General features: G+C 77.9%; 13 protein-coding genes. 5 read left to right on the forward strand and 8 right to left on the reverse strand.

The features are described 5' to 3' along the window. Positions 1-282: 282 nt before the first annotated feature. Positions 283-891, forward strand: coding sequence for an ATP-binding protein (locus J4709_RS25110; protein WP_208244248.1), 609 nt, complete (start codon positions 283-285; stop codon positions 889-891). Between the two features lie 110 nt (positions 892-1,001). Further along, positions 1,002-1,574, forward strand: coding sequence for a CGNR zinc finger domain-containing protein (locus J4709_RS25115; protein WP_208244249.1), 573 nt, complete (start codon positions 1,002-1,004; stop codon positions 1,572-1,574). A gap of 12 nt (positions 1,575-1,586) precedes the next feature. Here J4709_RS25115 and J4709_RS25120 read toward each other — a convergent pair whose 3' ends face one another. After that, a complete protein-coding gene (locus J4709_RS25120; protein WP_208244250.1) occupies positions 1,587-2,714 on the reverse strand; it encodes a helix-turn-helix transcriptional regulator in 1,128 nt (375 codons plus the stop codon). 295 nt (positions 2,715-3,009) lie between these two features. Here J4709_RS25120 and J4709_RS54875 point away from each other — a divergent pair, with 295 nt between their 5' ends. After that, positions 3,010-3,804, forward strand: a complete 795-nt coding sequence (locus tag J4709_RS54875) for a GntR family transcriptional regulator (protein WP_208244251.1) — start codon at positions 3,010-3,012, stop codon at positions 3,802-3,804. Positions 3,805-3,876: 72 nt separating this feature from the next. Next, positions 3,877-4,650 (forward strand): sulfite exporter TauE/SafE family protein, encoded by a 774-nt coding sequence (locus J4709_RS25130; RefSeq protein WP_307801522.1) that lies wholly within the window; start codon positions 3,877-3,879, stop codon positions 4,648-4,650. A 73-nt stretch (positions 4,651-4,723) separates the two neighbouring features. Here the strand turns inward: J4709_RS25130 and J4709_RS25135 are convergent, their stop codons facing one another. The 3 genes from J4709_RS25135 to J4709_RS25145 form a co-directional block, all read right to left on the reverse strand. Then, positions 4,724-4,975 (reverse strand): hypothetical protein, encoded by a 252-nt coding sequence (locus tag J4709_RS25135; protein WP_208244252.1) that lies wholly within the window; start codon positions 4,973-4,975, stop codon positions 4,724-4,726. A 68-nt stretch (positions 4,976-5,043) separates the two neighbouring features. Next, a complete protein-coding gene (locus J4709_RS54880) occupies positions 5,044-6,102 on the reverse strand; it encodes an NAD-dependent epimerase/dehydratase family protein (RefSeq protein ID WP_208244253.1) in 1,059 nt (352 codons plus the stop codon). Between the two features lie 76 nt (positions 6,103-6,178). Beyond that, positions 6,179-6,772 (reverse strand): CGNR zinc finger domain-containing protein, encoded by a 594-nt coding sequence (locus J4709_RS25145; protein ID WP_208244254.1) that lies wholly within the window; start codon positions 6,770-6,772, stop codon positions 6,179-6,181. A 241-nt stretch (positions 6,773-7,013) separates the two neighbouring features. Here J4709_RS25145 and J4709_RS25150 point away from each other — a divergent pair, with 241 nt between their 5' ends. Continuing rightward, a complete protein-coding gene (locus J4709_RS25150) occupies positions 7,014-7,841 on the forward strand; it encodes a DMT family transporter (RefSeq protein ID WP_208244255.1) in 828 nt (275 codons plus the stop codon). Positions 7,842-7,903: 62 nt separating this feature from the next. Here J4709_RS25150 and J4709_RS25155 read toward each other — a convergent pair whose 3' ends face one another. From J4709_RS25155 to J4709_RS54885, 4 genes are all read right to left on the reverse strand, one after another. Next, positions 7,904-8,680 (reverse strand): methylated-DNA--[protein]-cysteine S-methyltransferase, encoded by a 777-nt coding sequence (locus J4709_RS25155; protein WP_208244256.1) that lies wholly within the window; start codon positions 8,678-8,680, stop codon positions 7,904-7,906. Beyond that, positions 8,677-9,324 carry an RNA polymerase sigma factor gene (locus tag J4709_RS25160; protein ID WP_307801524.1) on the reverse strand — a complete coding sequence of 216 codons (648 nt, stop codon included), beginning with the start codon at positions 9,322-9,324 and terminating at the stop codon, positions 8,677-8,679. The genes J4709_RS25155 and J4709_RS25160 overlap by 4 nt, the downstream gene beginning before the upstream one ends. A 67-nt stretch (positions 9,325-9,391) precedes the next feature. Further along, positions 9,392-10,057, reverse strand: coding sequence for a response regulator (locus tag J4709_RS25165; RefSeq protein WP_173092688.1), 666 nt, complete (start codon positions 10,055-10,057; stop codon positions 9,392-9,394). Then, positions 10,054-11,490 carry a sensor histidine kinase gene (locus tag J4709_RS54885; protein WP_307801525.1) on the reverse strand — a complete coding sequence of 479 codons (1,437 nt, stop codon included), beginning with the start codon at positions 11,488-11,490 and terminating at the stop codon, positions 10,054-10,056. Before J4709_RS54885 ends, J4709_RS25165 begins: the two co-directional genes overlap by 4 nt. Between the last annotated feature and the right edge of the window lie 66 nt (positions 11,491-11,556).

Here is an 11,556-nt window from a genome sequence, read left to right on the forward strand (position 1 = left end):
TATTCCCCGAAGGCGTTGTGTAGAGCCCGGGGGACACATGCCACACCGACGCCACCCACCATAACGGCAACCGGACCCTGCTCATTCCACCGGGGCCGTCCGCGTGTCCACCATCACCTCACCCGCGGGTGAGGGTTCCCTGCGCCCGTGCACCGCCCCCGCGCCCGATGCGTCCCTGAAGATGGACCGACGCGGGCACCACCGGAACCAGCCACCGGGACGGGGAACACCCGGCGGCGCCACCGGCCCGCGCACACCGCCCACGGCGAGGAGACGGGGAAAGTGGCACCCGAGGGGCACGGCACCGAGACAGGCACCGACGTCATCGATCCGGCCGCCGGCGGGCCCACCGCCGCACCGGCCACCGAACACGGGCGAGGGGAGGCCGCCGCGGCGGGGGAGCGGCACCGCGCGCCCGAGGACCCGCGCGGCGCGCGCCCCGCCGCGTCCTGGGAACTGCCCGCCGAACCGCGCAGCGCCGCCCGCGCACGCGCCCTCACCGCGCGGACCCTCGACGCCTGGCACGTCACCGACCCCGGCGACGTCGCCGACATCGTGCTGATCGTGGACGAACTGGTCACCAACGCGGTCGTGCACGGCACCGGACCCGTCCGCCTCGGGCTGCGCCTGGACGGCGGCCGCCTCACCGGCGAGGTCGGCGACACCGACCCCGCCGCGCCCGGCCCCGCGCGGCCCGCGCCGCCCGTCCTGGACTGGGCCGAGGCCGGCCGAGGCCTGCTGCTGGTCACCGCGCTCGCCACCGGATTCGGCGCCCGCCCCCACCCCGCCGGCAAGACCGTCTGGTTCACCCGCGACCTGCACCAACCCGGCGGCCACCGCCCCACCGCGAACACGCCCGTCACCGCCGGCGCCGCCCCGGCCCGCAACTGAACCCGGCCCCCGCCAGGGCGGTGGCGGGCCGGGACCGGCGGCGGGCCGGGACCGGCGGCGGTTCGCAGGCGCGTACCGGCCGAACCGGTTCGCGGCTATCCTCGGCGACCATGACCCCCTCCGCCCCCGTCCGCCGGGGCGCCGGGCGGCCCTGCCTGGACTTCACCGGGACCCTGCGGCACCGCGGCGCCGCCCGGGCCGTCGAGGAGCTCACCGACCCCGCCGCCCTCGACGCCTGGATCCACCGGTGCGGCCCCTACGACCGCGCCGAGGACGCCGGACGCGCCGACGCCGCCGACCTGCTGGCCGCGCGCGTCCTGCGCGAGGCGATCCACCGGCTCGTCACCGCCGCCCGCGACGGCGGCGGCCCCGCCGCCTGCGACGCCGCGTCCCGCGACCGGGTGAACTCCGCCGCCGCCCGCCCCGTGCCCGTCCCCGCCCTCGACGCCGCCGGACGGCTGCGCCACCACGCCGCCGAACCCGTCGCCGCGGCCCTCGCCGTCCTGGCCCGCGACGCCCTCGACCTGGTCGCCTCCACCGCCCTGGCGCGCGTCCGCGCATGCGCCGGCGACGGATGCGGCGCCCTGTTCCTGGACACCTCCCGCCCCGGGACGCGCCGCTGGTGCTCGATGAGCGCCTGCGGCAACCGCGCCAAGAAGGACGCCCCGCACGCCCGCCACTGACCCGGCCGAAGGTCACGCCTGCAGCGGGCAGCGGTCCACCACCCGCACCTCCTCCTCAGCGCCGTCCGGCGGCCGCGGCGGCTCGTCGGCCAGCCGGTCCAGATGCCACTCGATGTGCGCCAGCGGCCCCCGCCACCCCGCCAGCAGATCCGCCAACGGGCGCGGCGGGCCCGGCCCCCCGTACGGGCGCGGATCGGGCAGCTCCCCCTCCCACAGGGCGTCGTCGCAGTCGGCCGCCCAGTGCGCCGCCGCCTCCAGCACCTGGTTCAGATCCCGCGCCAGATCCCCCAGCGAGCGCAGCGCCATCGCGTCCTGGATCATCCGCTCCCGCGCGTCGTAGGGCAGCTCCCGGTCGAACACCGGCGGGAACGCCGGACGCCGCCCCTCCAGCACCGGGTCCTCGCCCGTCGCCGCCGCCCGGACCGCCGCCAGCTGCCAGCGCGTCCACTCCGCCAGATGCCCCAGCACGCCCCGCAGCGCCGCCGCGCCCTCACCACCGCCGCGGACCTCGGCGGCCGCGTCCCGCAGCCGCCCCCGCACGAACTCCAGCCGGTCCAGCGTCCACGCCCGCGCCCGCGCCGCCCCCACCGGGCTCCGCCGCCGCGCGCCGGGCGCCGGACGCGGCATCGGCACCCGCAGCGCCGCCAGCAGCCCGTCCAGGTCCCGCACGTCCGCGCCGCGCCCCGACAGCACCGCCGCGCCCACCCGGTCCAGCCGGAACATCCGCGGCCCGTCCCGCATCAGGCACCACCCCACCAGGTACTCCCCGTAGGGGGCGGTGACCAGCCCGTGCGCCTCCACGTCCCGGAAACTGCGCGCCCCCGCCTGATCGGTGTAGGCGAGCCGGACGACCCGGCGCCGCCGCACCGCCTCGGCGAGGGTGTCGCGGACCGGGCCCATCAGCGACGCGACCTCGCTCAACGGCTCCGGCTCCGCCGGCTCCTCCAGCACGTACCCGCGGCGGCCCGGCTGCCGGACCTGCAGCCCGCCGTGCGTCAGCAGCTCCAGGTCGCGGCGGACCGTCCGCTCGCCGACCTCCAGCCGCGCGGCCAGCTCCCGCGGCTCCAGCGGCACCGGTGCGGCGGCGCGCAGCTCCGCGACCAGCGCCAGCAGCCGGTCCACCCGATCGACATGCTCCACACGCCCATCGTCACCCCGGCCGCCGACAATATGCGGCCGCGAACCCGCCTGTAACCCCCACGACACAGCCGATCCCGCCGCCCCGCCCGGCCGCGGGCCATGGGGGGCCGACGTTGTTCACGGCCGGTTCGGGGGCCTGGGCCGGCGGAACACCCCGGGGCCCGTCGTGCGCCCGCAGGTGAGGCGTTAATGCAGGTCAAACAGGGTGGCGTAACAGTGGCGTAATCTTCGTCCGGCATCCTGGACGAGGGGTGGGCCGCCGCGCGGGCGGCGCGCACGAGCGCGAGGGAGGGGCATGGGCGGGACGTCGCCGCGGGAGCAGAGCAGCGGGTGGGTGTCGTCGCGGCCGCGGGCCGAGCGGGCCCGGCAGGCCGCCGACGTGCTGCGCCAGCAGATCACCGGCGGCGCGTTCCCCGGCGGGACGCTCCCCGACGAGCGGGAGCTCGGCGAGCGGCTCGGCGCGTCCCGCAACGCCGTCCGGGAGGCGCTGGCGCTGCTGCGCGCGGAGGGCCTGATCACGCGGCGGCGCGGGGTCGGCACCACGGTGGTGGCGGCCAAGCACGGGCACGGGCTGGACCGGCTGGCGGGGCTGGCGGAGGCGCTGACCGGGCACGGCACGGTCACCAACGAGGTCCGCGAGATCGGCCGGGTCCCGGTGCCGCCGCCGGCGGTGGCGGCACGGCTCGGGCTGGCGCCGGGCGCCGGCGCGGTCCGGGTGGAGCGGCTGCGGCGGCTGGAGGACGAGCCGCTGTCACTGGACACCACCTACCTGCCGGGCGACATCGGCGAGGGCCTGCTGCGCCGCCCGGGCCTCGGCCGGGAGCTGGCCGAGCGGGACCTGTTCGGGCTGATCGAGGAGGTCGCCGGGCAGCCGCTCGGCCGGGCGGAGGTGCAGGTGCACGCGGTGGCGGCCGCGCCGGCGACGGCGGCGCCGCTCGGCGTCCCGGCGGGTTCGGCGATCTTCGCGATCGACCGGCTGGCGCATCTGGCCGACGGGCGGCCGGTCGACAGCGAGGCGGTGCACATCCGCGCGGACCGGCTGACGCTGCGCGCCACCCTGTGGCGCTCGCCGGCGCCGCCGGGCGCCTGACCGCGGCGGCCCGCCCGCGGGCGGGCCGCCGCGGTGGTCGTCGTTGCCGGGTGCGTGGAGAGAGGAGGGGCCGTGGGCGGTCTCGGGATGCCGGTGCTGGCGGGTCTGGTGCTGTTCGGGCTGGTCGCCGGGGTGGGGATCACGGCGGTCGGGCCGGGCGGGGTGCTGGTGACGGTCGGGCTGTTCGCGCTGACGGGCATGTCGCCGGCGCAGGTGGCGGGCACGGCGATCGTCACGCACGTCGCGACCGGGGCGCTGGCGACCGCCGCCTACACCCGGTCGGGGCAGCTGCGCGAGCGCGGCACGCGGCGGATCGCGGGGGCGCTGGCGGCCGCGGCGGTCGCGGGCACGCCGCTGGGCGTGCTGGTCAACAGCGTGGTGTCGGGACGGGTGTTCGGGATCCTGCTGGGGGTGTTCGTGGCGCTGGTCGGGGCGCTGGTGTGGCGCCGCGCGGCCCGTCCCGCGGCGGCGGAACCGGGCGGCGGGCGGTTGCCGGGGACGCCGGTGGTGGCGGCGGTCGGGTTCGCGGTCGCGGTGGCGAGCGGGGTGTTCGGGATCGGCGGGCCGATGCTGAGCGTGCCGCTGCTGGTCGTGCTCGGGGTGCCGGTGCTGTCGGCGCTGGCGGCGGCGCAGGCGCAGTCGGTGGTGATCGCGACCGTGGGGACGCTGGGGTACGTGGCGGCGGGGGCGGTGGACTGGCCGCTGGCGGCGCTGACCGGGGTGCCCGAGCTGGCGGGGGTGCTGCTGGGCTGGGTGATCGCGCGGGCGGTGCCGGCGGGCGCCCTGACGGGCTCGCTGGTCGTCAGCCTGTTCGCCCTGGCGCCGTATCTGGCGCTGCACGGCTGACGCGCCGCCGGGCAGGCCGGGGTCGCGCCGCGGCCCGGGACGATCCGGTCACGGCGCCGGACGGGGGCGGGTGTCAGCCGCCGAGGCTGTCCAGGGCGGTGTCCAGGCGCTGGGCGAGGCGTTCGAGCTGCTCGTCGTTGGCGCCGGTGTCGAGTTCGGCGATGACGGCGTCCCGGGTGGTGATCACCATGGCGTCCTCGGGTTCGCCGCGTCCGGCGGGCGTGGACGGGACGACGGCGGCGTGCCCGCCGACGACGACGAGCGCGGCGTCGCGGTCGGCGGAGGCCAGCAGTTCGTGCAGGTGGTCCGGTGTGATCGTCGGCATCGGGTGTGACCTCCTGTGGGTGTTCGGCGGACGCGGGACGGGCGGGGGCGGGGCGCGGGGCGGGCGGGTCAGGGCTTGTGGCCGGCGCCGGTGGCGAACTCGCGGGCGCGGGCGGGGCCGCCGGCGCCGGGCGCCAGCGGCGGGGTGTCGCGTCCGGCGCCGGTGCGCAGCCCCTCCAGGAAGTCGGCCATCGCCTCGCGGGCGGTGCGGCGGGGCGTCCAGCCGAGTTCGGCGCGGGCCCGCGCGGTGTCCATGATCGGCACTTGCAGCGCCAGATCGAACAGGCCGGGCGAGGCGGGGACCAGGTGCAGGTTCCACGCGGCGGCGAGCGCGGCGCGCACGCCGCGGGCGGGCAGCCGGACGGTGCGGGCGCCGAGCAGGTCCGCGAGCACGTCGGGGTCGATGACGGGGTCGGCGGCGATGTTGAAGGCGCCGCGGGCGTCGCCGAGCGCGGCGAGCGCGAACGCCCGCCCGGCGTCGGCGGAGTGCAGCGCCTGGAAGCGCAGGCCGGGCAGGTCGGGGACGACGGGGACGCGGCCGGGCCGGATCAGCCGTCCCGGCACCAGCGGCCCGGCGAACAGGCGGCGCTGCTGGGCGGCGCTCTGGCGTTCGAACACGAACCCGGGGCGGATCCGCACGACGCGGGTGCCGGTGTTGCGGGCCTCGAAGACGTCCAGGAGCCGTTCGACGTAGGCCTTCTCGCGGCTGTAGGCGGCGCCGGGCCAGCCGTGGGTGGGCCAGGACTCCTCGACGGCGCGGTCCTTGGGGCCGGGGGAGTAGGCGCCGACGGAGGACGCCACGACCAGGGCGGGCACGCCGGCTTCGGCGACGGCGTCCAGGACGCGGGTGGTGCCGACGACGTTGGCGTCCCAGGTGACGGCGGGCCGGTGGGTGGGCTGGAACAGCCACGCCAGGTGGATCACGGCGTCGGCGCCATGCAGCAGCGGGACCAGGTCGGTGTCGGTGACGTCGGCCTCGGCCCATTCGGTGCCGTCGTCGCGTTCGGCGCGGCCGCCGGGGCCGCGGCGCGACAGGCCGAGGACGGAGGTGGCGCGGGGATCGGCGGTGAGCGCCTCGACGGTGCTGGTGCCGATGTTGCCGGTGGCGCCGGTGACCACGACCCGCATGGTGTTCCCCCTCAGTCGTCCCTGCAGGTGGACGGCCCCATTCCCGCCATGCGCCGCTCTACACGCGCGCCGCGGGTCAGCCGTCGCGGCCGGGGGTGCGGCGGGCGCGGAACGCGGCGGCCTTGGCGCGGTTGCCGCATTGGCGCATGTCGCACCAGCGGCGGGTGCGGCGGCGGGAGGTGTCCAGGTAGAGGCGGGTGCAGGGGTCGGCCTGGCACTGCTTGAGGACGCCGCGCCCTGTGCCGTCGGCGCCGTCGGTGTCGTCGCCGCCGGGTGCGGCCGCGGCGGCGAGCAGGTCGACGGCGGCGCGGGCGGCGGCGGCGAGCACGGCGGCGGCGTCGCCGTCGCGGTGCACGGCGCCGCCGGCGGTGAGGCGGGGGACGGGCGGCGCGGCGGCGGCGCGCAGGTTGATCAGGCCGCGGTCGGCGGCGGCGAGGGGCGCGCCGTGCAGGACGGCGGTGGCGCAGCGGTAGATCGCCTCGCGCAGGGCGACGGCGGCGGCGAGGTCGCCGGCGCTCATCTCGGGCGGGTCGGTGAGCAGCCCGGCGGCGGCGCTCCAGCGGGCCAGGTCGCCGGGGGAGGTGAGCAGGTCGCGGCGGTCGTCGCGGCGGTGCTGGACGGTGCCGGCGAGGTCGAGGGCCAGGTCGCCGGAGACGAAGGTGAACTCCATCCCCCCACAATAACCGGCTTGACAGGTTACGGGAGGCGGCTCAGGATGAGTAACCGTCATAACCGGTTACTTGTGGAGGTGTCTCATGGTCGCCCAGCACACCCCGGCCACACCGCCGGCCCAGGCGCCGGCCCAGGCGGCGTCCCAGGCGAGGGCATCAGGGACCGCCGCGAAGCCGGACGCACCGGGGGAGCGGCCCGCCGCCAGGACCGGTGCCGGTGGCGGGCTCGGGGGAGCGGCGATGCCGGCGGTGTTCGTCCTGCTGTGGAGCAGCGCGTTCATCGCCGGCGCGATCGGCGTGGACGCCGCCCCGCCGCTCCTGCTGATCTTCGCGCGGTTCGGCGCCGCCGGGCTGCTGCTGGCCGGCTACGCCATCGCCGTCCGCGCGCCCTGGCCCCGCGGCCGCACCCTGGCGCACCTGGCGGTGTCGGGACTGCTGATCCAGGCCGTCCAGTTCGGCGCCCTCTACAGCGCGCTGGCGATGGGCCTGCCCGCGGGCGTCGTCGCCCTCGTCCAGGGCCTGAACCCCGTGGTGATCGCGCTGCTGGCGGCACGGGTCCTGGGGGAGCGCGTCACCCGGCGCCAGTGGGCCGGATTCGGGCTCGGCGCCGCCGGCGTCGTGCTCGCCGTCGCCGACCGCATCGCGTTCTCGCCCCTCGGCGTGCTGCTGGCCCTGGTCGGGCTCCTCGGCCTCAGCCTCGGCACCCTCTACCAGAAGCGCCACATCCCCGACATGGACGTGCGGACCGGCACCGCCGTGCAGTTCCTGGTCGCCGCGCCGCCGCTGGGCGCCCTGTCACTGCTCACCGAAACGCCCCACGTCGCGCACTGGGGCGCATTCGGCGCCTCGCTCACCTGGATGGTGCTGGTGAACTCCATCGGGGTGTTCCTGCTGCTGAACACCATGCTGCGCCGCTCCCCGGCCTCCACCGTCGCTGCGCTGTTCTTCCTCACCCCGTCGGTCACCGCGGTGCTGGCATGGGCGACGATCGGGCAGGCCCTCGACCCGCTCGCCGCCGCCGGGCTGGTCCTCGGCGGCGCCGGCGTCCTGCTCGCCGGCCGCCGCTGAACCCCCCGCCCCCGCGGCCGGGCACCCAGCCCGCCCGGCCGGACGCACGGACGGTCAGGCGGTCAGGCGGCGGACGGGCCGGGGCCGTCCGGGCGGCAGTGCAGGCACGGCCGGTACCCGGCGGCGGCCGCGGCGGCCAGATCCCGGAACCCGCGCCGGTGCGAAGGCGCGATCCGGCGGGCGTCCGCGCAGGTCGGGAAGCACACGATCCCCGTGGTGTCGCTGCCGACCAGCCGCACCCCCCGCCGCGCCATGTCGGTGACCTCGTCCACGTCGACGTCCTCGGCGCGCAGCAGCCGCTCCTTGGCCGCCGCCCCGAACACGTACTCGCCCAGCGACCCGTCCGACCGCGTCACCCGATGGCACGGGATCAGCAGCGGCACCGGGTTGCGGCCCAGCGCCGACCCGACCGCCCGCACCGCCTTCGGACGCCCCGCCCGCCGCGCCACCCACGCGTACGGGCGGACCTGCCCGCGCGGGATCGTCGCCGCGGCCCGCAGCACCGCCGCCTCGAACCCGCTGAGACCCCGCAGGTCCAGCGGCAGATCACCGAGCCGCCCGGTCCGCAGCGCCGGCACCAGCCCGGCCGGCGGACGCGCCGCCGGCAGCAGCGGCCGCGCGAACCGCTCCCGGAACGCGGACGCGAACTCCGCCTCGTCCAGCCCGGCCCGCACGAACGCCACACCGCGGTCGGTGAACGCCACCCGCAGATGCTCCAGCGGCCCCTCCACCTCGACGCGCCGCGCGGCGATCCGGTCCAGCAGCGCGGGCGGCGCGTCGGCGCCGAGCCCGGCCAGCCCCGCAAGCAGCGCGTCGGCCGCAGGATCGGTGCTGCTCATCGGATGCCTCCCTCTCCCTGGTCATGCAGGCGGCGCAACCGCGCCAGCCCGCGCGAGACGTGCGACTTCACCGTGCCCTCCGGCACCCCCAGCACCTCCGCGATCTCCGCCACCGGCAGGTCGGTGACGTGCCGCAGCACCACCGCGGCGCGCTGCGCGTCCGGCAGCGCCGCCAGCAGCCCCGCCAGCTCTCGGCCGGTCTCGTGCCGCGCCGCCGCGTCCTCCACGCCCTCCGCCGGGTCGGGCGGGTCCGGCGCGTCCTCCAGCGGCCCCGGCGGCGGCTTGCGCGCCGCCGTCCGCAGCCCGTTGCGCCACACGTTCGCCAGGATCGTCAGCAGCCACGCCCGCGGCCGCAACTCGGCGATCCGCTCCGGCCCGTACCCGCACAGCGCCCGGTAGGCGCGCAGGAACGCCTCGGCGGACAGGTCCTCGGCCTCCGCCCACCGCCCGCACAACCGCAGCGCGGTGGAGAACACCGGCCCCCGGTACGCCTCGTACAGCACGGCGAACCCGCCGTCCAGGTCGCCGGACAGCGCCGCGACGACCCGCACGGCCGCCGCATCGCCCCCACCGGCCTGCCCGCCGTCCCCGGCGGCGGGCGGCGGAGCGCCGGGCCGGGTCGTAACCTCGTCGGTAACCGTCACATCCCCTTCAACACCGCCGCCGCCCCTCCCGTTGCACCCCCGGCCCGGGCCCCCGGGGGCGGCGGGGTCAGCCGAGCCAGCCGGGACGGATCATCCCCGACTCGTAGGCCAGCACCACCAGCTGCGCCCGGTCCCGCGCCCCGAGCTTGGCCAGGATACGGCTGACGTGCGTCTTCGCGGTCGCCGGCGACAGCACCAGCCGCCCCGCGATCTCCTCGTTCGACAGCCCCTGCGCGACCAGCTCCAGCACCTCCCGCTCCCGCGCCGTCAGCGCGTCCAGCTCCACCGCGGGCGGCGGCGCGGTGATCCGGGAGGCGAACTCGGCGATCAGCCGCCGCGTCACCGCCGGCGCCAGCAGCGCGTCACCCCGCGCCACCACCCGCACCCCGTGGATCAGCTCCGGCGGCTCGGTGTCCTTCACCAGGAACCCGCTCGCCCCCGCCTTGATCGCCCCGTACACGTAGTCGTCCAGGTCGAACGTCGTCAAGATCACCACCTTGACGCCGTCCAGCGCCGGATCGGTGACGATCCGCCGGGTCGCCTCCAGCCCGTCCAGCACCGGCATCCGCACGTCCATCAGCACCACGTCGGGACGCAGCTCCCGCGCGACCCGCACCGCCCGCTCACCGTCCCCGGCCTCGGCGACGATCTCGATGTCGTCCTCGCCCTCCAGAATCGACCGGAACCCCGCCCGCACGAGGGTCTGGTCGTCGGCCAGCGCCACCCGGATCACGTGTCCTCCCGCATCGGCTCGCCGTCCGCCACCTGTTCTCCCGCTCCCTCGTCGCGTTCCCGCCCGCCACCGGACGAGGCGTCCAGCGGCAGCCGCGCCCGCACCCGGAACCCGCCGCCCGGCCGCGGGCCCGCGGCCAGCTCCCCGCCGACCGCCGCCGCCCGCTCCCGCATGCCGCGCAGCCCGTTACCCCGCGACCGCCCGCCGGGCCCGTCCGGGTCCCGCGGCGGGCCCGCACCATCATCGTCGATCTGAACGATCACCGCGTCCGCCGTGCACCGCACCTCCACCGTCACCGACCCCGCCCCCGCATGCCGGACGACGTTGGTCAGCGCCTCCTGCACGATCCGGTACCCCGCCAGCCCCACCGGCGCCGGCACCGCCGCCAGCACCCCGCCGCCCTCACCCTCACCGCCCTCACCCTCACCGCCCTCACCCTCACCGCCGCCGGTGTCGGCGAGGTCGCCGGCGCGCCGCACCCGCAGCCCCGCGGCCCGCGTCCGCTCCAGCAGCTCACCGACCCGCGCCAGCGACGGAACCGGCTCCACCGGCCCCGCCCCGCCCGGCCCGTCGACCTGCCGCAGCACCCCCAGCACCCCGCGCAGCTCCCGCAGCGTCTGCCGGCTCGCCGCCTTGATCGCCTCCAGCGCCGAGTACGCCCGCGCCGGATCGTCGCGCCGGTGCAGCGCCGCACCCGCCTGCACGTTGATCAGCGAGATCTGGTGCGCCAGCACGTCGTGCAGCTCCCGCGCGATCCGCAGCCGCTCCTGCGCCTCCCGCCGCAGCGCCTCCTCCTCCCGGCCCCGCTCGGCCTCGGCGGCGCGCCGCTCGGCCTCCTCGAGCCGGATCCGCCGCCCCCGCACGTACTGCCCGATCCCGATCGTCACCAGCAGCGCCAGCGACAGCGACGCCACACCCCGCGGATCCGCCACCGCGTCCGGATCGCCGCCGTCCCCGCCCCGCACCGCCGAGGTGGTCAGGAACCCCGCGTTCACCACGATCACCGCGCCCAGCGACACCGCGAGCCGGCACTCCACCGCGGCGTTGAACAGCGCCACCAGGAACACGAACGCGATCGGCCCGTCCGGATACCCCAGCGGGTAGTACAGCGGCGGCACCACGGTCGCCACCACCAGCAGCGCCACCGGATGCCGGCGCCGCCACACCAGCGCCAGCGTCGTCACCGCGATCAGCGCCAGCCCGCCCGGCCACAGCGAACGGTCCCCGGGCTTGACCGCGACCGCGCTCATCACCACCGTGACCACCAGCGCCGCCACCGCCGGTACCACCTCGCCGGCCCGGCCGCGCCCCCACCGGCGGCCCCACTCCTCCCGGGACCGCGCCGACCACGGCCGCGACCACGGGCTCGGCGGCGGGCTCGGCGGCGGGCTCGGCGGGGCGGGACGCCCGCGACGCGGCGAAGGCACGCTCACCCGCCCCACCGTAGCGGCCCCTGACTTTCGGCAGTATCACCGCAGATCACCGGCTTGTACCGTGGG

It is taken from the genome of Actinomadura violacea (genome assembly GCF_017573465.1).
Taxonomy (GTDB): domain Bacteria; phylum Actinomycetota; class Actinomycetes; order Streptosporangiales; family Streptosporangiaceae; genus Spirillospora; species Spirillospora violacea.